This is a genomic window from Roseburia sp. OM04-10BH (assembly GCF_003462605.1).
Classification (GTDB): Bacteria; Bacillota; Clostridia; order Lachnospirales; family Lachnospiraceae; genus Roseburia_C; species Roseburia_C amylophila.
In genome coordinates, this window is the sequence record NZ_QTZI01000014.1 from 1 (window position 1) to 22,923 (window position 22,923).

Below are 22,923 nucleotides of genomic sequence, written 5' to 3' on the forward strand. Positions count from 1 at the left end.
TCCATTTTCTGCAAAAAGAGCATCACATCTTGAGTGGAGATGGAAAGAATCATGTAAAAGGCAACAATAGAAATCACCAGGGAGCTGAAAAACAGACCGTTTTCCTTTCGGCTGCGGTGGCTGTTCCGAAGAATGAGATTAGAGAACATTTGCGCTGCCCCCTCCCAGTTGCGCCATCACCTTCAGGATGCGCCCGTAGAACTCCTGCTGGCTTTCGTCTCCACGCCGAAGCTCATGAAAGATCACGCCGTCCTGGATGAACAGAATGCGCTTGCAAAAGCTGGCGGCATTGGAATCATGGGTTACCATCAGGATCGTAGCTTGTTCGTCACGATTCAGGCCGGACAGCTTCTCCATAAGACTTCTTGCGTTCTTAGAATCCAGCGCACCCGTCGGTTCATCGGCAAGGATCATTTGGGGATGTAAGATCAGAGCCCTTGCTGCCGCAACACGCTGACGCTGGCCGCCGGACATCTTGGACGGAAACTTATCCAGAACATCAGTGATTTCCAGATAGTCAGCCAACTGCTTCAGCCGCTGGCTGCTTTCTGCTTCGGATACCCCATGCAAGGAAGTCGGGAGCAGGATGTTTTCCCTGCCAGTCAGGTTGTCCAGCAATTCAAAGTTCTGGAATAGATAACCAACTTTTTTGCCACGGTACTCTGCAAGAGCCTTTCCCTTGAGGGATTGCAGAGTATCGCCTTCCACCTGAATGCTTCCACCTGTGGGTTGAATCACAGTCGCAATACAATTGAGCAGTGTGGATTTACCGGAACCGCTGCTTCCCATAATGCCGAGAAACTCTCCCGGCATCACCTGGAAGGTGATCCCATTCAGTGCCTTTGTTTGACTTGGCACATTGCCATAGATTTTTGTTAAATTTTCAATATTCAAAATGGGTTTCATGTGAATACCTCCTATCATTTGTAATAAAATGATAGCATGGGAACACAGCAAATACCACTTACAGTGGTTGTAAGGATTCAAGATATAAGTGGCGGCTCAAGGGGGACGAGCATATATTTTGTAAGAGCATCAGGCGACAATGATAAAATATACCGGATCGCCTCCTTGGCAAACCAGTTCGTTTTAATTGTATCCCAATCAGCAAGTCGGATAATCTCTGCTGTGCCGTTCTCAAAATCAACTGAAATTTCGCCCCATTCGCCGTCGCAGTCTGCTTGATATTCGTAGATTGCGGCGGCGATTTTCTTTTTGCGCTTGGTTTTGGTTTTCTGTTTCAGCCGGACAGCATGGAGCGCACCTTCGGCAACCAGCAGTTCTGTCAGTTTGTCCACCGCTTTCCGGTAGGCTCGCTCTGCACCGCTGGCTGTGCTGCCCTCAAACATAATCGCCAATTCTTCAAAAGTGGGGCGGTTCTTCCATGAGCCAACTCGCCCGCAGGTCATACAGATTGCTAACCGTTTTTCGAGCAAGGTCTGTTCCCGGTAATTCAGCTTCTCAAATGCCCGCTGTACCTTTTCTGCTTGTATGCCGTTCCAGAGGATGTCGGTATAGTTCCAGCTATCGTCAAGGGCTATATCCTCGCCTGTTTCCTCGCCGTCCTCGTCCGTTATATAGAACGGCTGCTGGTTGCGGATTCCACGGACAACTTTCAGATATTCTTCCGCAAGAGCAAGGTCGCAGTTATACTTCTTGGAAAACTGGTTGACCGCATCTTTGGTGTTATGGTACAGCCACGCCATTGATCGCACCATTTTGTAATTGGTCAGAGAGGATACCGACCATTTTTCTTCGCCCATGCGGAAACGGAGCATAGAATCCCAGATGAACGGATAGATGTATGTAGCATACTCCGCACCCTTGGCAGGATCATAGTCCATCAGCTTTTGGAGCATTTGCTCCCGGCAGGAGATCTTTATATCGATAAATCGGTCTGTGTCGTACAGATTGCCGCCGTCCACACTGAGAAAGCCTTTGATGCGCTTGTTGAGCTGCGTTTCGTAGTGGTGCAGAAAGAACGAAAAATATAGCAAATTCTTTTCCCGCAAAGCAGACAGGATATATTCATTCAGACTGTCCACCGCTGGCGGTTCCGGTTCCAGTTGGAAGATGCGCTCTGCCACATAGGGGATGATGCCGTCACCGTGTGGATTAACTTGGTGCTTCGGTATGTATCCGGTCATGTTCCACGAAAAATCATTTAGCATAGCGCACCTCCCTTCTAAGTAATCAGCGGGAATAATTAACCATAATTCCAAGTTTGTCTTGCAGCATTTATATTATCCAGAAGAACAGATGCAGGATTTGCCTCGTAATAGTACGTGCTCATATCCAAAATGCCTTCTTCCATTTCACCCCACTCTGCTGTGCGAGAAACAAAGATTCTATTATATACACACCAATCGCATGTGGTGGTGAAAGCAGCAATATCTGCAAAGTCTTTTGGAAATACAATTCTTCTTCCATTTGATGTTGGCTTAAGATAGTTCTCCATTATTTCTTTGAAATTCTTCAGATCATAATCCGTAGCGTTTTCCAAAGCTTTACAGACAATCAATTCTTCGTGCGTGAATTCTGTAAGTGTTTCTAAATGGTTTGCAAGAATTAGACCATAAATAACGCAAACCTTTGGGCATTCTGCATTTACGGTTTGTTTGAACAGATTGGCTACGATAATAGCCTTTTCCGGGCTGGAGTTTACATAGTTGTAAAGCTCGTTCAATCTTCTTTCGAGATTAAAGCCAGATGCAAGACCGTTCAGTAGATGGCCGAGTTTGAAGGTATTGTATTCAGATAGAAGATCATTTCCTATTCCGCCTACAATTCCCGCAACTGGGTTTACTACGCCCAACACACCAATAGAGCCAGAACGGATTATTTTGGTCATAGGATTGTCCATAACCCGGCTAAGCGCATTCCCAATATCAGTTAAATCATATTTCTGTGCCATTACATATTCCTCATTTCGTCCGTAATTTTGCTTCTTTCTTCAAAGCAGCCTGTCCCATCTCTTTTTCGTAATCACCTTTGGCATAGGCGACATTGCTCAGCGCTCGAAGCATTTTATCCTTTGCCAGCTTTTTCATAACCTCTGCAAGATCAGCGTCCAGAGTACCACGCTTCACATAGCGGTTTATGGTGTTCAGCCGTTTCTCATAAATCTGTTTCACCGGATGATCGTCCGCAAGCTCCCGTTGTTCTCTGCCTTTCAGGTTGCCGATCTGTCGGCAAGTGCGGTGCAGCTTGTCCCCCGGTGCATAGCCGCCGCAGTATTTGGTGTGCCTTGCGTTGGTGGTGAGGAACCACTTGCCGCAGATTTTGCATTTTTTCGGGGCATGACCAACACATAAGCCCTCAAAAAGATCAGACCGGAACATCCCTACAAAGGATACATAGTGCATCCGCTTGACCAGCTTCGCAACTTTTTCGCCGGGACGGATGACCGATATATACTGAACGGAATTATTCAAAGTAGACATCCAGGCATTGCCCTCCGTGATAGAGAACTCCGGCGGAAAATAGTCGCCGAACATTTTTGCAAAACCCTCTGCGGTGCGTTCTGCTTCATTGCCGTCTGATTTTTCTGCAAAATCAAGCATGGCCGTTTGGTATTCCCCAAGGGAGTATGCCAGATGCCCGAAAACTGCGGTATAGCGTTGGAGCATCATCGCATCGGCAAAGTTCTGGATTTCTTCAAATTGCAAAGAATTGGTTGCGGCTTTTATGGCAAACTCCACATATTTCAGCGCATTGTCCACAGTAAAGACTTTTTCAATCCGTTCTCTGTGCTTTGAGATATTCATATAGGAGAACGGCGGTGTTTGACTGAGAATATCAAGCATCGTCAGAGCAGCTTCCGTTGCAATAGGACAGAGTGCAGAAGCATCCTGTCCGGCGTTTAATATTCCAAGCAGCAGATTGATTTTCTCGCATTGCTCGTTCATCTTTGCGATGGTATCCGCAGGGACATTCAGCGCATCACAGGCAAGAGCGCCGACAGGAAGTGTTTTTCCCTCATATATGACCGTATCCTGCCAAAAATCCAATGTCATCAGTTCTTGGTTCATGCTTGCCCCTCCTGTCCTGTTTTTTCATTTTCTTAATTCTATCATGCTAATGTAAAGAAATCTACATCTATCCATAAGTTGTCCTGTTTTTTGAAACGGGGTTGTCCTCCGATTAGCCTGTTTTTTGAAAAATCCGGCATAACCATAGTAGAAGGAGCCAAACCCCTGCCAATCACGGCGGGTGTTTCGTGCTTTCTAAATACTATGAACGGAGGTTTTTCTATGACAATCTATGAAATCATCAAGGCGGCAATCAGCGTAAAGCAAGCCGCAAAACACTACGGGCTGAATGTCAACCGCAATGGTATGGCTTGCTGCCCGTTCCACAACGACAGGCATCCGAGCTTGAAGCTGAACGAGGATTATTTCTTCTGCTTCGGCTGCGGAGCCAAGGGGGATGTAATCGACCTTGTGGCAAGACTGTTCGATCTGAGCAGTTATGAAGCAGCGCAAAAGCTGGCTGCGGACTTCGGGCTTGACCCGAAACCGCCCACTGCCGCAGCTATGGTCAAGCCAAAGCGTCCCTATATCCGTCAGTTCCGGGAGAATGAAATGCTGTGTTTCCGGGTGCTGACGGATTATCTGCATCTGCTGGAAGATTGGAAAATACGATACGCACCCAAGACACCGGAAGATGCTCTGGATGACCGTTTTGTGGAAGCCTGCCAGATGCTTTTGATTTACAATTCGGTGCAAAGGCTACTCCCCAAAGCGGAGCAGATGCACCGAACAGTGAAAAATCTGCTTTCTCCAAAATCGCTTTCATTTTGTGAGTGCGATACTCTGTCCATACAGGCATATATCCCACTTTGCTGTTCCGTGGGATTTTGTCTGAAACAGTGAAAACACCCATTGTTTCGTAAACTGGGTGCATGGTTTGGAGAAGCACGATTTGGTGAAATGGTTTCGTCCTGCGGTCAAGAACTTTGCTGTTTCCATTACCATTGATTTTCAATGCCCGAAAACAGGTCAGTTCTGACAGCTGATTATTCCTATAAAAAAGGAAAACAGGTAAAACGCTGTGTACATACATACAGAAAACGAAAGACAGGAATCAGTCCTGCCATTCCTCCGGTACGTACGTACATGGCGAAACGTCGTAAAACCCGTTTATATTAGGTCGTGCCACAGCTTCCACACCCATAAATCCCCATACCCGCCGTCCGGCTGAGTTGGTGATGTTGTTGCAATGCTCCAAATTAAATTTCTTTGCATTGGCAACCATGGCATCGCTGAAGCTGCGGGATTTCAGAGGGGCAAGGGAGTTTTCCTCACACCACAGGCGATAGATAGCGTAAAAGTCCTTGGAACTGATGGACGCATCCGCCTTGCGCCGGATATATCCCTCGGAATCCATGAAGTCAAAAATGTTGTTATTGTCACGCTTGACCGCTTCCCGGTTTTCACGGATGCGGTCGCTCTCCGTAAACTTAAAGTTGTTGGCAACAAGCCGCTGCAAGCCTTCAAATGCCCAGAGGAAAATCCCCTCGGCTTCGGCTTTCATCTTCTCTGCAAGATCGGGATCGTCGGCTCTGTCCACGGGCTTTTCCTTGGTAGTCAGCACAAGCTGTCTACGGTAAAAACCATCGCTACGGTCATACAGGGCTTGCAGATCGCCATTGCTGAATGCCATCAACCGGGCGAACATCCAGCCCCGATAGCTCTGTTTACCTTTGCGTTCCAAATCCATCTTGCCCTGTGCGGTTACAATGGATTTTACATAGTTGGTCTGGCGCAGAGCTTCCATCCGCATATCATCATCCACGCACAGCAGGATGTGTTCCAGATCGGCACGGGCGAAGCGGTTTTCGAAAATTTTACCGATACTGCCGTCTTTCATATTCGTGCCGAATATGGTGGACAGCACTGCACCGATTTGAGATTTGCCCTCGCCGCCGTTGCCCTTAATCACCATCATGCGCTGCCCCTTGTTGGAGGGAATCAGGCAGTAGCCGATAAACTCCTGCAAGGTGGGAATATCTTCTTCATAGAGCAAACCGTCCAAAAAGTTCAGCCACAGAGCAGGTGCAGCAGCGTTTGGATTGTAGGAAACAGGCAATCGGCTCTGTACGATTTCCTTTTTCCCCTCGATAAATCTTCCATCCAGCATGAGCGTTCCGTTGGCAACATGGATGCGGTCAGGCTGGGGAGGAAGATCCTCAACCATGGCTTCCAGTTTCAGCAATTCCATGATGTTTTTGATCTTCTGCGGTACGCTGCTGATGGTGTAGCTTTTCAGCTTTTCGTAGACCTCGCCCCGCAGGACAATATCATCCGTTACCCGTCCATTGGGCGTAAAGAAAGCCCTGTTTGCAAAGATGATTCTGCTCTCTTGCAGAAATTCTTCACAAAACAGAGCTTCATTGATATTCTGCCCATCAAACCAGACAGGCAAATTCATATCAGGCGTTTTCCGGTTCTTCGCCATGGTGTGCCACCTCCTTTTTCTTTCGTGCAGTGTACTCTTTCAGAAAGTCGATATACCCGTCCTTCATCAGTTTGTCCACAACAGCTACACGCTGTTCCAATTCGCCCACGGTCAGCACATCTGCCATATATTCGATATGGCAGTGCATCTGGCAGGCTTCCACAAAACGGTCATCATAAGGCTCGTCCGGTGTCTTTGGTGCATAGCGCACTTTCCAATCCTCCAACAGATGCAGATAATCCGTCAGCACCCGGAAACACAGCATTTCATCCTCCCGGAACTGACGGATATAGGGACGCTTTGGCTTGACCATAGCTGCGGCAGTGGGCGGTTTCGGGTCAAGCCCAAAGTCCGCAGCCAGCTTTTGCACTGCTTCATGGTTACTCAGATTGAACAGCTTTGCCACAAGGTCGATCACGTCTCCCTTGGCTCCGCAACCGAAGCAGAAGAAATAATCTTCATTCAGCTTCAAGCTCGGATGCCGGTCATTGTGGAATGGGCAGCAAGTCATACCGCTGCGGTTGACTTTCAGCCCATAGTGCTCGGCAGCTTGCTTCACGCTGATCGCCGCCTTGATGTTTTCATAGATTGTCATAGAAAAACCTCCGTTCATAATAGTCTGGAAAGCACGAAGCACCCGCCGTGATTGGCAGGTGCTTCGCCCTTTCTACTATGGTTATGACGGATTTGAAAAAAAGCAGGCTAAAAGCAGGACAACCTCATTTCAAAAAACAGGACAACTTATCTGATGATGTAGATTTCTTCACATTTGCATGGTATAATTAGAAAAGTGAAAAAACAGGACAGGAGGGCAAGCATGAATCAAGAACTGATGACATTGGATTTTTGGCAGGATACGGTCATATATGAGGGCAAAATATTTCCTATCGGTACTCTTGCCTGTGATGCGCTGAATGTTCCTGCGGATACCCTCGCAAGAATGAACGAGCAATGCGAGAAAATCAATCTACTGCTTGGAATGTTAAACGCCGGACAGGATGCTTCCGCACTCTTTCCTATGGCAAAGGAAGCTGTGCTGACAATGGTGGATATTCTCAGCGAAACGCCGCCGTTCTCCAATATGAATATTCCAAAACATAGAGAACGGATTGAAAAAGTCTTTACTGCGGACAATGCGCTGAAATATATGGAGTTTGCCATAAAAGCCGCAACTAATTCCTTGCAGTTTGAAGAAATCCCGAACTATGCCGATGCAATGATGCTCCAACGATATACTGCTGTATTCGGGCATCTGGCATACTCCCTTGGGGAATACCAAACCGCAATGCTTGATTTTGCGGAAAAATCAGACGGAAATGAAGCAGACCGTACCGCAGAGGGCTTCGCCAGAATGTTCGGCAGCTATTTCCCGCCGGAGTTCTCTATCACGGAGGGCAATGCCTGGATGTCTACCCTGAACAATTCCGTTCAGTATGTATCGGTCATCCGTCCCGGCGAAAAAGTTGCAAAGCTCGTCAAGCGAATCCATTATGTATCCTTTGTGGGGATGTTCCGGTCTGATCTCTTTGAGGGCTTGTGTGTCGGTCATGCACCGAAGAAATGTAAAATTTGCGGCAAATGGTTTCTGACAACCAACGCAAGGCACACCAAATACTGCGGCGGCTATGCGCCGGGGGACAAGCTACACCGCACCTGCCGACAGATCGGCAATCTGAAAGGCAGAGAACAACGGGAGCTTGCAGACGATCATCCTGTTATCCAGATATACGAAAAGCGGCTGAATACCATAAACCGCTATATCAAGCGTGGCAAACTGGATGAGGATTTAGCAGAGGTTATGAAGAAACTGGCGAAAGATAAGATGCTCCGGGCAAAAAGTAATGTCGCTTATGCCAAGGGAACTTATGAGAAAGAAATGGAACAGGTTGCTTTGAAGAAAGAAGCCCAAAAGTGCATTTGAATTTGTTAGGAGGAACAGTCAATGAAAATAGGATTTTTGTTTTTCTTGGTTTTCTGTATAATTGCAATTTTTGCGAGTAAGAAAAAGAAATAAATTTGAAATTGGACGTTGAAAGGAGGTGCGCTATGCTAAGTGATTTTACATGGAATATGACCGGATACATACCAAAATACGCTGTCAATCCGCACGGTGATGGTATCATTCCCTATATGGCAGAGCGCATCTTCCAACTGGAACCGGAACCGCCAGCGGTGGGCAGTCTGAATGAATATATCCTGTCTGCCTTGCGGGAAAAGAATTTGATATATTTCTCGTTCTTCCTCCACCATTATGAGCCACAGCTCAATAAGCGCATCAAAGGCTTTTGGGGTGTGGATGGCGGCGATCTGTACGATACAGACCGTTTTATAGATATAAAGCTCTCCTGCAGGGAACAAATGCTCCAAAAGCTGATGGACTATGATCCTGCCAAGGGTGCGGTCAGCGAGTTTTCCAAAAAGTATAACTGTGACTTTGCCCTTGCGGAAGAATATCTGAGAGTTGTTCGAGGTATCCGCAATCAGCAACCATTCTATGTGACAGATGAGGACGGCGAGGAAACGGGCGAAGATGTTGCTCTTGATGATACTTGGAACTACTCCGACATCCTCTGGAACGGCATACAGGCAGAAAAGGTGCAGCGAGCTTTTGATAAGCTGAACTACCGGGAACAGACCTTGCTTGAAAAGCGGCTGGCAATCTGCATGACCTGCGGGCATGTCGGCTCATGGAAAGGCCGTCCCACCTTTGAGGAACTGGCTGTAATGTTTGAGGGCAGCACTGCCAGCGGTGCGGAGCGAGCCTACCGCAGAGCAGTGGACAAACTGACAGAATTGTTGGTTGCCGAGGGCGCAATCCATGCTGTCCGCTTGAAACAGAAATCCAAGACCAAACGAAAAAAGAAAATCGCCACCGCAATCTACGAATACCAAGCAGACTGCGACGGCGAATGGGGCCAGATTTCATTTGATTTTGAGAACGGCACATCAGAAATAGTCCGACTTGCCGATTGGGATACAATGAAAACAAACCGCTTTGCGAACAAGGCAATAGCCTACCTTCTAAACTGCGAAAACGAGAAGTTGCCAAAGGAAACGATAGTAGCGTTTGAACTATAAAAGGAAATTGACGAGGAACGAGAATGAAAACAATCGCAATCATAGATGATGATATTCATATTGGAGATATGCTGAGAGAAGTGCTGGTGCAAGAGGGCTATTCTGTTCTTCGTGCATACTCCGGCACAGAAGCGTTATATCTTCTTTCACAAAACAAGCCCGATTTGGTGCTGCTGGATCTGATGTTGCCGGGATTGTCTGGCGAGGAAGTTCTGCCCCACATTGAGAACATTCCTGTTATCGTTCTCAGCGCAAAAGTAGATGTGCAAGACAAGGTAAATCTTCTGCTGGGCGGTGCGGCAGATTACATGACCAAGCCTTTTGATACAAAGGAGCTTCTTGCCCGTATCACTGTTCAGCTCCGCAAGGCAGAACAACATGGCGAAACCAAATCTCTTTCCGTTGGCGATTTGGTTTTGGATATGGTTTCCCTTTCTCTGACAGTACAGGAGCAGCCTGTGAAGCTGACCCGAACGGAGTATGCCATCTTAAAACTGCTGATGGAAAATCCCAAACAGGTAATTTCAAAGAGTGTCCTGCTTGACAGAATCAGTCTGGACACACCCGACTGCACCGAGCGTTCTTTGAAGCAGCACATCAGCAATCTTCGTAAAAAGATGCAGGATGTCAGCGGTGTAGACTATATCGAAACAGTCTGGGGAATTGGTTTCAAATTGGCAGAACAAAAAATCTTGACCAAATCTTGACGTTTTTCTTGACCACTTTCTTGACTTTTGTTTTGTAAACTTAGGTCAGCAAAGGAGGTAATACAATATGAACTATATTTTGCAAACAAACAGCCTGACAAAAAAGTATAAAAACTTTCAGGCATTGAATGGTCTTACTATGAATGTTCCCAAAGGTTCCATCTATGGCTTTGTGGGAAAGAACGGCGCTGGTAAGACAACCCTGATCCGCTTGATCTGCGGATTGCAGGAACCGACTTCCGGTAGCTTTTCTCTGTACGGCATCCGCAATGACAGCAAGGATATTATCAAATCCCGCCGTCGCATGGGTGCTGTGGTGGAAACACCGTCCATCTACATGGATATGACTGCGGAGGAAAATCTGAAGCACCAGTATCTCATTCTTGGTCTGCCATCATTTGATTGTATTCAGGAATTGTTGAAGCTGGTAGGTCTCGACAACACGGGAGAGAAAAAAGCGAAGAACTTCTCCCTCGGTATGAAGCAGCGTCTGGGCATCGCTATCGCATTAGCCGGTGATCCCGACTTTCTTGTTCTTGATGAGCCTGTAAATGGTCTCGACCCTCAGGGTATTGTGGAAATGCGAGAACTGATTTTGAAGTTGAACCGAGAAAAACAGATTACAGTTCTTATTTCCAGTCACATTCTGGATGAACTTTCCCGTCTGGCTACTCATTACGGTATCATTGATAATGGTCGCATGGTGAAGGAACTGAGTGCAGAAGAACTGGACACAGTTTGCCGCAAGTGTGTCCGCATGGAAGTGACCGATACTTCTACTCTGGCTCGTGTGCTGGATTCCATGAATCTGGAATATAAAATTATCTCCGCAACAACAGCCGATGTGTTCGCAAAGATCAATGTGACACAGCTGACCGTTGTACTGGCAAAGGAAAACTGCGAAGTGCTGTCTATGCAGGAAAAAGATGAAAGTTTGGAGAGTTATTACATCTCTCTGGTTGGAGGTGATAATAATGCGTAAACTTTTTCGAGCAGCCTTTTACCGTACAGAGAATAAAAAAATGATTCGAATAGAATTAGTGATTGCTGTATTGCTTTCCGCATTCATCATCCTCAACGGTTACTTCCAGACGAATTTGACTAATGCATACATCTATAAGCTGGTCGCCCGTTTTTTTGGATATTCACCCCTGATGGGACCATTTATCGCCGTATTTGCCGCATATTTGTGGGGAACAGACTATGAATATGGAACTCTGCGCAATAAACTAATCTGCGGACACACTCGTGAAGAAGTTTATTTTTCCAATCTTCTCCTGACCATATGTGCTGGACTGAGTACTGCACTAATCTGGTTGATAGTTAATGGGATGCTGGGTATTCCGCTACTGGGTACGGCAAGCCTGAACCTCTCTTTGGGAGAGATGGCATTTTATATTTTTTCAAGCCTTTTGATGGTCGTTGCACTCTCCAGCGTATGTTGTCTGTTGGCAAGTCTGGCGGAGAACAAAAACTCAGCGACACTTCTTTGTCTGGGAGCTGTAGCTGCAATGGTCATAATCGGGATGCTCCTTTATGATCGTTTTGCAGAACCAGAGTTATTGGATGGATGGATGTGGAGTGATACAGACCCAACTGTGCGATGGCATCCCCAAAATATCAAATTCATCGGTGGAACATTTCGTATCCTGCTGGAATTTCTTATCTGTCTGACACCTGGAGGACAAGGTGTAATTCTTTGCGAAGAAGGGGTGGAACACCTGATTTTTCTTCCATTGTGCTCTGCGTTTGTAATTTTTTCAACATCTCTTATAGGAAGTCGTTCCTTTAAGAAAAAGAACCTAAAGTAAGGAGGTAGAAAGATGTTCCCTTGGATTTTGTGTTGTATTTTGCTAATTGTTGTATTTTTTCTAATCACAAAGATTATTTTTATAGAAAAAAGTATTGATGAAATTCATACAGAATTCCAGGAACGTCTTTCCTCCGACACAAACACTCTGATTGATATTTCTTCCAGCGACCCTCATCTGAGAAAACTGGCTTCGGAGATTAATATCCAGCTTCGATTGCTCCGCAAGGAACGCCATCGTTACCAACAGGGCGATCTGGAACTGAAAGAAGCTATCACCAATATTTCCCATGACCTGAGAACTCCGCTTACGGCGATAAACGGTTATCTTGACCTATTGGAACGAGAGGAAAAAAGCGAAACGGTACACTGCTATCTTTCTCAAATCCAAAACAGAACAGATGTTTTAAAAAATCTAACCGAAGAACTATTCAGATATAGTGTGGTTACTTCTTTTCAGGAACTGAAACCAGAACGTATGGATGTTGTCCGGGCATTGGAGGAAAGTCTGCTGTCTTTCTATGCGGTCATGCAGGAAAAAGGCATCCAACCGGAAATCGAATTGCCGGAGGAACCGGTTTTCCGTGAACTGGATGCAGGTGCGGTCAACCGTATCTTTTCCAACATTATCAGCAATGCGCTGAAATACTCTGACGGCGATCTGTCCGTAGTCATGGATAAGAACGGCTGTGTTACATTCAGCAACACGGCGCACAATCTGAATTATGTGACGGTCGGCAGATTGTTTGACCGTTTCTATACAGTAGAAGCCAGTCGCAATTCAACCGGTTTGGGATTGTCCATCGCCAAGCTGCTGATTGAGCGTATGGGCGGAAGTATTGGAGCAATCTACAACAATGACAAACTGCAAATCAAGATAATCTTTGCAAAATGAAATAAAAAAGAGTTTATATGAACGGAGGTGTTTTGATTATGAAGAAATACTTGAAGGAGATACTAATACTCTTAATTCAATTATTTATGTTTTATGTATTTCCATTATTTGCAGGACCAACAGACGTTATGGGAATGATAGTTTTGCTTATTTTAGCAACATTATTGCTTTCAATTCTAATTGGCAGCATTTCAAATCTGAAAGTAAAGTACTTGTATCCAATAATCATAGCAATTACATTTGTGCCATCTGTGTTTATATACTATAACGAGACAGCATTGATACATTCGCTTTGGTATTTGGCAGTATCATCCTTTGGTTTGATAATCGGCATGGTCATTCATAAATTGATTCTTAAAAAGTAGAAAGAGCAAAACTTTCAAAGGCTACCCAGTCAAAAAGATTGGATAGCCTTTATTTATGTTTTCTAAAATTAAAGTTGAATATCTGCCTTAGCCAATAACTATGGGCTTAGAGGTTTAGTGAGCCAGGCAAATCGCTCCAATCGCCGTATCCACAGATTTATACTCTGTAACAGTTTTTCAAATAGGTTTTGGAATCTCCGTTCAATATCAAATCAGCATATCCAATCGGGTCATTGTAAATCAGATAATCCAGTTCCGACCTCTGATACATATTGTCGGCAACCTCGTTCTCAACCGCAATCGTATCAATCGCAATCATACTACCATCAAAGAATTTCAGTTCCACACAAGCGGTATCCATGTTAAACTTACAAGAAATCAATCTATCCATAAGAAACCTCCATTTTACGGGATGTTATATCATCCCAAAATATTTGAATGCTTCTCGGATTGCTTTCTCTTTTTCCGGTGGACACAGAGGCTGTCTGGAATCTTCGGACTTCGGCAGATTGTAGTTCTTACCAACCTCAATCCCACATTTCCGCTTAATCTGTGAGATATACAGGTTTGATACCTTTAATCCGCTATGTTCCAGTACATAGTCCTTGATCTGCGTGTAGGTTGCCCCATCTTGAAATTCGGACATATCCATATCTTCTAAAGAGAACTCAACCCGAATCTTTTTCGAGTCGACCTCACCCTTGGAAAGCAAAACAACCGTCTCAATATTTCCGGACCATGGGAACATGTCCACGCAGCACATCCTCTCCACCTGATATCCTCTGGCGGTTAAAACCTCTAAGTCTCTTGCAAGACTGGTTGGCTTACAGGAAATATAAATCATACGGTCTACGCCATAGTGGATAATCTTCTCCAATGCCTTTGGATGGATGCCATCGCGCGGAGGATCCAATACGATAAAATCCGGTTTTTCGGTAATATCGTCCAATACTTTTAAGACATCGCCGGCTAAAAATTCGCAGTTTTCAAGACCATTTAATGCCGCATTTTCCTTTGCGGCTTCCACTGCCTCTTCTACTATTTCCACACCCACTACCTTTTTTGCGGCAGGTGCTAACATCTGTGCAATGGTTCCGGTTCCGCTGTATAAATCGAATACCACCTTGTCTGCCTTCTCGGTCAGCGTATCTCCGATATAGTCCCTTGCAGTCTGGTAAAGCACCTCTGCTCCAAGAGAGTTGGTCTGGAAGAAAGAAAATGGTGTGATTCTAAAACGAAGTCCTAATAATTCTTCGTAGAAATAATCTTTTCCATATAAAATCTCTGTTCCTTCATCCTTTACTACATCTGCTACACTGTCATTTTTCGTATGAAGAATTCCTGCAATGCTGCCATCTAAATCAAGTTTACATAACGCGTCTTTCATTCCGGTCAGCAAATCTTTTTCTGAAGATACTGCTTCTGTCAGACCATCCAGTATATGCTCTGCACCTGCCGTTACAAGGTCAATCAGGATCTCTTTGGTCTTTACCGCTTTACGCACCAGTAAATGACGCAGATATCCGGTATGCCGCATTCTGTGATAATAGGAAATCTTTTTTTCTGCAAAATACTGCTGCACACAGCTTAATATCTTCCGATAATCTTCATCTACAATTTTACAGTCCGTTACCGAAACAATATCATAAAAGCTGCCACGCTTATGCATGCCAAGAGCAAGGGGGCCATCCTTATATTCATCCCCAAAAGTAAATTCCATCTTATTACGGAATCCGAATTCATTCGGACTTGCTTTTACGCCCTCAAAGCTGTAGGTTTCCGGGTCTACTACCGCATCCATCAGTTTCTTCACCTGCTGTCCTTTTAATGCAAGCTGATCTTCATAGGATAAATTCTGATAAGTACAGCCTCCACAGATTCCAAAATGCGGGCATGGTGCTTCCGGCAGCTCATTTGGTGCTTTCTTCAAAACTTCCAGTAAGCGGCCTTCGCCTTTTCCCTTTCTTACCTTATTTACAGAAAAGGAAATCTCCTGTCCCGGTAATACGTTTTTTACGATTACCTGCTTTCCTTCTTCTACTTTTACGACTCCCTTATTCGGGAAATCCACATATGCAACAGTTCCCTGTAATACCTGACCTTTTTTCATACTTACCTCACACGAACAATTCTTTTCCAGAAACACATGTCATCCGCAGCGTTTCCGGCACACTCAGTAAAAGGGCTGCATGATATCACACAGCCCTTTACATCTTCACCTGTTAAATTATGCAAATGATAATGATTATTTCTCTTCCTCGTCATCCTCGTCAAAGAAATCATCTTCAAAATCATCATCGAAATCGTCTTCAAAATCCTCCAGATAATCTGGTGCAAAGAAACGATATAATCCATAAGCAGCTGCAGCAACTACTACAACAATACCAATGATTGCAAAAATTAAACCAGCTTTTGATTTTTTCTTCTCTTCCATTATTTCCTCTTTCTCCTTTTTATGCAATAATTCTGTTACTTTGTTCACATTTGCGGTTAATAAATTCTTTAATTCTTCCATTTTTTCCATTTCTGACCACTCCTTTTTATGCCAACAACAGTTTTTCATTTTCCTGCCACCTAGAACTCTTTTTATTAATTCATTATAGCATATGTTTCCCCAATCTACTAGAAAAAATTACAAATTCATAAAATTTTTATAACTTTTTCAATTTGGCAAAGGATGCAAACATCTTCTTCACACCTACACCGGAAAAATCAACAGTAACCTCATAATCCCTGCCGCCGTCAATAATCTGCTTTACGACTCCGGTGCCGAATTTCATATGGGAAACGGTATCACCCACAGCATAATCCAACGGCTTTTTCATTGCGGAATTGCCAAAGTTTCTTGCCTCCGGTACGCCAGTTCTGCGCAGTGCCATCGGCTTTGCCGAAAATGCATTTTTCGCCATCATACTTGGTTTCGGAATATCCGGCATTTTTTCCTTCTGGATGGTTCCCGCTAAAAGTTCCCGCGGAATCTCTTTTACGAAACGGGACACCTTATTATACTGTGTTTCTCCTCGTATCATACGCATTCTTGCGCAGGATATGGACAACCGCTCCTTGGCTCTTGTGATTCCCACATAGGCAAGACGACGTTCTTCTTCGATTTCCGCTGTTGGATTTTCCGCACAGATAGCACCGAATCCCGGAAACAGTCCGTCTTCCATTCCTGCCAGATAAACCTGTGGAAATTCAAGACCCTTCGCACTGTGCAGCGTCATCAGCACTACATAGTCCTGTGTCTCATCCACACTGTCAATATCTGCAACCAGTGCTACTTCCTCTAAGAATCCGCTTAAGGTCGGCTCTTCTTCGCTTTCCTCATAAGTAACCGCTTTGGAAATCAACTCATCGATATTTTCCATTCGCTGCTGTGCTTCCTCTGTATTTTCTGCTTCCAGCTCACGGACATAACCGGTTTCTTCAATGATTTCCTGCAAAAGCTCTGATACACTGATATACGGCAACTTGCTCCGCATACTCTGAATCAGCATTACAAACGGTCTGATTTTTGCAGATGCCCGTCCGATTGTGCCAATCTCTTCTGCCATTTTTAAGGCATTATAAAAGGTAAGACCGTTTTCATCGGCATAATCCTGCACCCTGCTTAATGTCGTTGCTCCAATTCCACGTTTTGGCACATTGATAATACGGCGTACCGCCAGATCATCCATGGCATTGTCAATGGTCTTAAGATAAGCCAGTAAATCCTTGATTTCTCTTCTGGAATAGAAGTTTACTCCTCCCACAATCTTATATGGTATGCTGGCTGTGATAAAACGTTCCTCGAAAAGTCGGGACTGGGCGTTGGTACGGTATAATACGGCACAGTCTCCGTAATGATACATGCCTTCCCGCACTTTGCTCCGGATATCTTTTGCTACATAGTCTGCTTCATCAAATCCGGTTTCAAACTGATGAAATGCAATTTTTTCGCCTTCCTCATTCTCCGTCCAGAGACGTTTTGCCTTTCGTCCCACATTATTTGCAATGACCCCATTGGCTGCATTTAAAATATTCTGGGTGGAACGGTAATTCTGCTCCAGCTTGATGGTGACTGCATTTGGAAATTCTTTTTCAAAATTCAATATATTATAAATGTTTGCTCCACGGAATTTGTAAATGGACTGGTCATCATCACCTACCACGCAGAGATTCTTATATTTGCCTGCCAGCAGTTTAATCAGCTGGAACTGTGCCGTATTGGTATCCTGATACTCGTCCACCATAATATAACGGAACCGCTCCTGATAATAATCCAGCACTTCAATATCTGACTGGAAGAGCTCTACCGTCTTCACAATTAAATCGTCAAAATCCAGCGCATTATTTTTCCGCAATACCTGCTGATATTCCCGGTAAACGGCCGCTTCCTTCATTTTCCGGAAATCTCCCTGTGCCCGGAGGGCATATGCTTCCGGGCTGATCAGCTCGTCCTTTGCAGAAGAAATCGCTGCAAGAAAACTTTTTTCCTTATACATCTTCGTATCGATTTCCAGACGCTTGCAAATATCCTTCATAATGGTCTTCTGGTCTTCTGTGTCATATATGGTAAAGTTGGTTCCAAATCCGATATGGTCAATAAAACGGCGCAAAATCCTCACACAGGTAGAATGAAAGGTAGATACCCAGATATTTTCCGAGCCATAACCCACCATGTCATCAATACGCTCCCGCATTTCGCCTGCTGCCTTATTGGTAAATGTAATCGCAAGAATATGATAGGGATTGACTCCCAGCTCCTCAATCAGATATACCGCCCGGTGGGTCAGTACACGGGTCTTTCCGCTGCCTGCGCCCGCCAGCAGCAACACAGGTCCTTCTGTTGTAAATACACCTTTTTTCTGTTCTTCATTTAATGAATCGTATATACTCATAATGCTCCTTTATTCTCCTCAATACCACTTCGCTCAGTATACCATACTTCCTTAGGGGATGGGAACATATTTTCTGTATTTCTTTTTAGATTTCTTTTTGTACTGTCCGTTGAACGCATTCATGGGTTCTTTCCCCATATGTTCATTCTATTGTAGTTGCATCACGCAATGTCATTTACACATCACAGCGTCATTGTATATGCTTTCTGTCATTTTTCTTCTTGTTATCTAGTTTTCAATACTATATAATAGGTATGAGGTGAATTCAAATGACAATTGATGCTAAAGATTTATTAAACAGTATTTTATCCAGTCTGTCGCGGATTGACTATATCCGTCCGGAAAGTATTCCAAATATTGACCTTTACATGGATCAGATTACAACCTTCATGGATACCCAGCTTGCAGCTTCCAAGCGTCATCCCGATGACAAGATTCTGACCAAAACCATGATTAACAACTATGCAAAAAACAATCTGCTTCCACCGCCGGTCAAGAAGAAATACAGCAAAGAACATATTCTGATGCTGATTTTCATTTATTATTTCAAAAACATATTAAGTATCAATGATATCGAAAGTATCTTAAATCCTCTGGCAAAACGTTTCTTCAATGCAGAAGGAGAATTCAATCTGACAACTGTCTATGAAGAGGTGTTCAGTCTGGAACGGGATGAAGTAAAAAATCTGATGAAAGATATTACCAAGAAATTTAACACCAGTTCTACCACCTTTGCAGATGCGCCGGAAGAAGACCAGGATTTTCTTCATACCTTTTCTTTTATCTGCATGTTAAGCTTTGATGTATTTGTAAAGCGTATGTTGATTGAAAAGCTGATTGACGAGACAAAAGAAATGGAAAAAGAAGCCGAAGATGAGCAGCGTGCTGCAGAAAAGAAAGCTTCCGAAGAGAAAAAAGCTTCTGAGAAAAAGACTTCCGGAAAAAAGTCGAACGAATAAAAAGCCATATGCCAGGAAAAAAGCACCGGTTCGAACCGGTGCTTTTCTTTAGCATTTGCGTAATTTTGTACAAAATTTAAATATCGTTTTAATTTTATTTCTACTCTTCGCTTTTCTTTTCCGTTTTTTTCTCTTCTTCCAAAGGTTTCACATTCGTTCTTGCAAATACCATATCATATCCATCACATCCATAATTCAGGGAACGATTCACACGACTGATGGTTGCCGTTGATGCGCCAGTTTTCTCTGCAATATCAAGATAAGTTCTCTGCTCACGCAACATCTTTGCCACTTCATATCTCTGTGAGAATGCCAGTAATTCATTTACCGTACAGACATCTTCAAAGAATTTATAACATTCCTCTTTATTTTCAAGGCTTAAGATTGCATCAAACAAATGATCCACTGCTTCCGTTCTTACATTCTTACTCATTCTGCCTCTCCTTTTCGTATTATACTTTTTTCAATACAAAAATGTTAGCATATTAAAGTGTGAAAGTAAACCGTTTTTCGAAAAATTTTCTTTTCAATTTTTTTCTTTTTCTGAACCTCAAAATTTCTGTTTCTGGAAATTTTTAATCCAGAAGATTCTGCATACTCTTTAAGGTAATTACCAATGTAGATGTATTATGAAGTAATGCAGATACGGTTGGCTGCAGGACTCCTGCCACGCCAAGCACAATCAGTCCTGTATTGAATCCAACAATTGTCCGGTAATTCTTATGAATCCGCTTCATCAATGCATTACTCAGCACCTTTAAGGTTACTATCTCATAAAGATTATCTGCACCGATAGTTACATCTGCAATTTCTCTTGCAATCTCTGCTCCATCACTGATGGCTATTCCAATATCTGCCGCAGATAATGCCGGTGAATCGTTGATACCATCTCCAATCATAATGACCTTGTGTCCTTCTGCTTTGGCTTTCTCTACAAAACTTGCCTTATCTTCCGGAAGTACCTCGGAGTAATACTCGTCTACGCCCACTCTTGCTGCAATGGCGGATGCTGTACGTTCACTATCCCCTGTCATCATAACAACTTTCTTAATTCCGGCTGTCTTTAAGGAATTTACAACGGCTGCTGCTTCATCACGAAGCGGATCTTCAATGCAGATAACGGCTGCAAGGCGGTTCTCAATTGCCATATAAAGGTGTGAATATTCTGATGGAAGGCTGTTAAACTGTTCTTCATAGCCTTCCGGAACCACACATTTTTCATCTTCAAATACAAAGTGATAGCTTCCGATTACCACACTCTTTCCTTCTATGGTGGAAGAAATTCCGTGGGCTACAATATATTCCACCTTAGAATGTAGTTCTTCATGCACAAGATTCTTTTCCTGGGCTGCATCTACGACTGCCTTTGCCATGGAATGAGGGAAATGTTCCTCTAAGCAGGCAGCAATACGTAAAAGCTCTTCCGTGGGCTTATCCGTAAAAGAAACCACATCTACTACGGTAGGCTGTGCTTTGGTCAGAGTACCTGTTTTGTCAAAGACGATGGTATCTGCTTCTGCCATTGCCTCTAAGAATTTGCCACCTTTTACGGTAATATTGTGCACACTTGCTTCACGGATTGCAGACAATACAGATACCGGCATTGCAAGTTTTAATGCACAGGAAAAGTCCACCATAAGAACTGCTAATGCTTTTGTGGCATTTCTGGTAAAGAGCCAGGTAATGCCTGTTCCTAGTAATGTATATGGAACCAGACGGTCTGCCAGATGCTCGGCTTTACTTTCCAGGGAAGATTTTAACTTCTCTGACTCTTCAATCATCGTGACAATTTTTTCAAATTTGCTGGAGCCATTTACTTCTTTGACACGAATGGTCAGTTCTCCTTCTTCCAATACGGTTCCGGCATAGACATAACCTTCTACACTCTTATGCACCGGAAGGGATTCGCCGGTTAAGGATGCCTGATTTACCATCGCATCCCCTTCCGTTACCACGCCATCAAACGGAATGACATTTCCCATATGAATACAGACTTCATCGCCTTCTTTAATCTCAGATGCCGATACCAGTATTTCCTGTCCATCCTGACACAGCCATACTTTACTGACATTTAAGGACATACTTCTTGCCAGATCATCGACGGATTTCTTGTGTGTCCACTCCTCTAAGATTTCTCCAATGCCCAGTAAGAACATAATGGAACCTGCTGTATTGATGTCATTGCGAAGCAGGGATACTCCAATAGCTGTTCCATCCAGCACCGGAACCTCTATCCTGCCCTTCGCCAATGTAGAAATGCCCGCCCATAAATATTTTACAGAACGGAGCATGGTAATTCCTGCACGGATTGGATATGGCAGGAACATCTTACTACCCATACGGAGTACCACTTTATTTACCAGCTTGTCCCAGTAAGTCCGGTTCAGCTCCCTGCCGGAATTCTGTAAAAAAGTCTCTGGCACATCCACTTTCTGATAAGAGAAATGACGCAGTGTCTCTATCATCTCCTCACGATTTCCCACATAACAGACTACTGCATCCTGTAAACGTTCATTTACTTTCACTGAAGTGACACATTTGCAGTTACTCAGGTAATATTCCATCATATCTGCCTGGCGGAAACTCATCCCGCCCTGAATGATATGAATACGAAGTCTTCCTTTTATCTCATGTTTTATAACAAATCTCATATTACATACTTCCTTAGATAAAGAATCACCTACAGCATATTCTGCAGGTGATTCTCATAGTTTACGTGAACAGCGAGCAAAATCGCATGCCCAATGTTTATTCTGCTACAGTTTCTTCTGTTGCATCTTCTACAGATTCATCTGTATATTCTGCTGCTTTAGCAGCTCTGTCTTCATTAATCTGCTGTGCCTCTGCATAAATATCCTCTGCATTCTCCTGGATATTAGAAGCAGTCTTCATGACACATTCCTTTGCACGTAATGCTGCTGCTGTACAGTTTGTGTAGACTTTCTTTGCATCCTTGCTACCTAATATTTTAATTCCGGCTGTTCCAAACAATACACCGGCAGCAAAGATTCCGGTCTTCTTCCAGTTAAATTTTTTCACAAAATCAAACATATGTATTCCTCCTATTTCTGTTTGTTTTTTAGCTTACCGCCATTAAAACCCATTGTCCATACTCTTTTTCGTTATTGAGAATTCTTATCAACAACAGAATCTTATCTTGAAATTTTGATTACGGAAATAATTTCTTCCCAGTGGTCTAAGACATACTGTCCAATAATCGGATCATACATCTTGCCAAGATTATTTTTGATTTCCTGATAACAGTAGTCAAAATCATGTGCTTTGCGATAACTCCGGTTTGAAGTCATGGCATCAATGGAATCGCAGATTGCAATGATTCTTGCCCCCACCGGAATTTCTTCTCCTTTGAGTCCAAGCGGATAGCCCTCTCCATCGAATCGTTCATGATGACAGAGCACGATATATTTCAGTTCTTTTAAATGTCTTGATTTACTCAAAATCTCAGCTCCAATAGAGGGATGTTTCTTCATTGCCTCCCATTCCTCATCATCAAGCTTTCCTTCTTTATTTAAAACAGCATCCGGAACACCAATTTTTCCAATATCATGGAGATGTGCCGCAATATGGATTTGCTGTATATTCTCCGTTTTTAAGCCAATTAACTGGCATACTTTCATAGCCATATCACTGACACGCTGGGAATGCCCCGCCGTATAAGGGTCCTTTGCATCCAGTGCACAGGTAATGCATTCTATAATTTCATGATAATCTATCTCGCCGCAATATTCACAAGTTTTCAAATAATCCCT

At 43.8% G+C, this 22,923-nt stretch carries 23 protein-coding genes; 9 read left to right on the plus strand and 14 right to left on the minus strand.

Annotation, left to right across the window (positions count from 1 at the left end):
* Positions 1-138: 138 nt before the first annotated feature.
* The 4 genes from DXB43_RS12760 to DXB43_RS12775 form a co-directional block, all read right to left on the minus strand.
* Positions 139-906 (minus strand): ABC transporter ATP-binding protein, encoded by a 768-nt coding sequence (locus DXB43_RS12760; RefSeq protein WP_033121505.1) that lies wholly within the window; start codon positions 904-906, stop codon positions 139-141.
* 77 nt (positions 907-983) lie between these two features.
* A complete protein-coding gene (locus DXB43_RS12765; protein ID WP_033121506.1) occupies positions 984-2,171 on the minus strand; it encodes a hypothetical protein in 1,188 nt (395 codons plus the stop codon).
* A gap of 35 nt (positions 2,172-2,206) precedes the next feature.
* Positions 2,207-2,914: a hypothetical protein gene (locus DXB43_RS12770; protein ID WP_055228676.1), complete on the minus strand. Its 708-nt coding sequence runs from the start codon at positions 2,912-2,914 to the stop codon at positions 2,207-2,209.
* Between the two features lie 10 nt (positions 2,915-2,924).
* On the minus strand, positions 2,925-4,031 hold the full coding sequence (locus tag DXB43_RS12775; protein WP_033121508.1) for a DUF6076 domain-containing protein: 1,107 nt from the start codon (positions 4,029-4,031) through the stop codon (positions 2,925-2,927).
* 222 nt (positions 4,032-4,253) lie between these two features.
* Between DXB43_RS12775 and DXB43_RS12780 the strand changes: the two genes are divergently transcribed.
* The gene (locus DXB43_RS12780) at positions 4,254-4,874 is read left to right on the plus strand and encodes a CHC2 zinc finger domain-containing protein (RefSeq protein ID WP_243006022.1); all 621 of its coding nucleotides are present in this window, start codon (positions 4,254-4,256) and stop codon (positions 4,872-4,874) included.
* Positions 4,875-5,085: 211 nt separating this feature from the next.
* Here the strand turns inward: DXB43_RS12780 and DXB43_RS12785 are convergent, their stop codons facing one another.
* Both DXB43_RS12785 and DXB43_RS12790 read right to left on the minus strand, forming a co-directional pair.
* On the minus strand, positions 5,086-6,459 hold the full coding sequence (locus DXB43_RS12785) for a DNA primase family protein (RefSeq protein ID WP_117947750.1): 1,374 nt from the start codon (positions 6,457-6,459) through the stop codon (positions 5,086-5,088).
* Positions 6,434-7,054 carry a CHC2 zinc finger domain-containing protein gene (locus tag DXB43_RS12790; protein ID WP_117767770.1) on the minus strand — a complete coding sequence of 207 codons (621 nt, stop codon included), beginning with the start codon at positions 7,052-7,054 and terminating at the stop codon, positions 6,434-6,436. The genes DXB43_RS12785 and DXB43_RS12790 overlap by 26 nt, the downstream gene beginning before the upstream one ends.
* Before the next feature lie 222 nt (positions 7,055-7,276).
* On the opposite strand from DXB43_RS12790, the gene DXB43_RS12795 reads away from it, so the two are divergent.
* From DXB43_RS12795 to DXB43_RS12825, 7 genes are all read left to right on the plus strand, one after another.
* The gene (locus DXB43_RS12795) at positions 7,277-8,380 is read left to right on the plus strand and encodes a DUF6076 domain-containing protein (protein WP_055303620.1); all 1,104 of its coding nucleotides are present in this window, start codon (positions 7,277-7,279) and stop codon (positions 8,378-8,380) included.
* 125 nt (positions 8,381-8,505) lie between these two features.
* Complete coding sequence (locus DXB43_RS12800) at positions 8,506-9,537, plus strand: hypothetical protein (protein WP_117841782.1); 1,032 nt, start codon at positions 8,506-8,508, stop codon at positions 9,535-9,537.
* 23 nt (positions 9,538-9,560) lie between these two features.
* Positions 9,561-10,244, plus strand: coding sequence for a response regulator transcription factor (locus tag DXB43_RS12805; protein WP_055303618.1), 684 nt, complete (start codon positions 9,561-9,563; stop codon positions 10,242-10,244).
* A gap of 67 nt (positions 10,245-10,311) precedes the next feature.
* The gene (locus DXB43_RS12810) at positions 10,312-11,226 is read left to right on the plus strand and encodes an ABC transporter ATP-binding protein (protein ID WP_055303617.1); all 915 of its coding nucleotides are present in this window, start codon (positions 10,312-10,314) and stop codon (positions 11,224-11,226) included.
* A complete protein-coding gene (locus DXB43_RS12815) occupies positions 11,219-12,055 on the plus strand; it encodes an ABC transporter permease subunit (RefSeq protein WP_158557451.1) in 837 nt (278 codons plus the stop codon). Before DXB43_RS12810 ends, DXB43_RS12815 begins: the two co-directional genes overlap by 8 nt.
* A 12-nt stretch (positions 12,056-12,067) precedes the next feature.
* Positions 12,068-12,949 (plus strand): sensor histidine kinase, encoded by an 882-nt coding sequence (locus DXB43_RS12820; RefSeq protein ID WP_055303615.1) that lies wholly within the window; start codon positions 12,068-12,070, stop codon positions 12,947-12,949.
* A gap of 38 nt (positions 12,950-12,987) precedes the next feature.
* Complete coding sequence (locus DXB43_RS12825) at positions 12,988-13,314, plus strand: hypothetical protein (RefSeq protein WP_055303614.1); 327 nt, start codon at positions 12,988-12,990, stop codon at positions 13,312-13,314.
* Positions 13,315-13,471: 157 nt separating this feature from the next.
* On the opposite strand, the gene DXB43_RS12830 is transcribed toward DXB43_RS12825, so the two are convergent.
* The 4 genes from DXB43_RS12830 to pcrA form a co-directional block, all read right to left on the minus strand.
* Positions 13,472-13,705 (minus strand): DUF6061 family protein, encoded by a 234-nt coding sequence (locus DXB43_RS12830; RefSeq protein ID WP_055303613.1) that lies wholly within the window; start codon positions 13,703-13,705, stop codon positions 13,472-13,474.
* A 24-nt stretch (positions 13,706-13,729) separates the two neighbouring features.
* Positions 13,730-15,424, minus strand: coding sequence for a 23S rRNA (uracil(1939)-C(5))-methyltransferase RlmD (gene rlmD, locus DXB43_RS12835; RefSeq protein WP_117947751.1), 1,695 nt, complete (start codon positions 15,422-15,424; stop codon positions 13,730-13,732).
* Positions 15,425-15,559: 135 nt separating this feature from the next.
* Positions 15,560-15,838 (minus strand): hypothetical protein, encoded by a 279-nt coding sequence (locus DXB43_RS12840; RefSeq protein WP_022242638.1) that lies wholly within the window; start codon positions 15,836-15,838, stop codon positions 15,560-15,562.
* 127 nt (positions 15,839-15,965) lie between these two features.
* Positions 15,966-18,194, minus strand: a complete 2,229-nt coding sequence (gene pcrA / locus DXB43_RS12845) for a DNA helicase PcrA (RefSeq protein WP_117947752.1) — start codon at positions 18,192-18,194, stop codon at positions 15,966-15,968.
* 269 nt (positions 18,195-18,463) lie between these two features.
* Between pcrA and DXB43_RS12850 the strand changes: the two genes are divergently transcribed.
* Entirely contained in the window at positions 18,464-19,153 is a 690-nt protein-coding gene (locus DXB43_RS12850) for a DUF1836 domain-containing protein (RefSeq protein ID WP_117841779.1), read from the plus strand.
* A 100-nt stretch (positions 19,154-19,253) separates the two neighbouring features.
* Here the strand turns inward: DXB43_RS12850 and DXB43_RS12855 are convergent, their stop codons facing one another.
* The 4 genes from DXB43_RS12855 to DXB43_RS12870 form a co-directional block, all read right to left on the minus strand.
* Positions 19,254-19,586 (minus strand): YerC/YecD family TrpR-related protein, encoded by a 333-nt coding sequence (locus DXB43_RS12855; protein ID WP_117841778.1) that lies wholly within the window; start codon positions 19,584-19,586, stop codon positions 19,254-19,256.
* Positions 19,587-19,728: 142 nt separating this feature from the next.
* The gene (locus tag DXB43_RS12860; RefSeq protein ID WP_117841777.1) at positions 19,729-21,804 is read right to left on the minus strand and encodes a heavy metal translocating P-type ATPase; all 2,076 of its coding nucleotides are present in this window, start codon (positions 21,802-21,804) and stop codon (positions 19,729-19,731) included.
* Positions 21,805-21,901: 97 nt separating this feature from the next.
* Positions 21,902-22,204 (minus strand): DUF6110 family protein, encoded by a 303-nt coding sequence (locus tag DXB43_RS12865; protein ID WP_022243411.1) that lies wholly within the window; start codon positions 22,202-22,204, stop codon positions 21,902-21,904.
* A gap of 101 nt (positions 22,205-22,305) precedes the next feature.
* On the minus strand, positions 22,306-22,914 hold the full coding sequence (locus DXB43_RS12870; protein ID WP_117841776.1) for an HD-GYP domain-containing protein: 609 nt from the start codon (positions 22,912-22,914) through the stop codon (positions 22,306-22,308).
* Positions 22,915-22,923 lie beyond the last annotated feature (9 nt).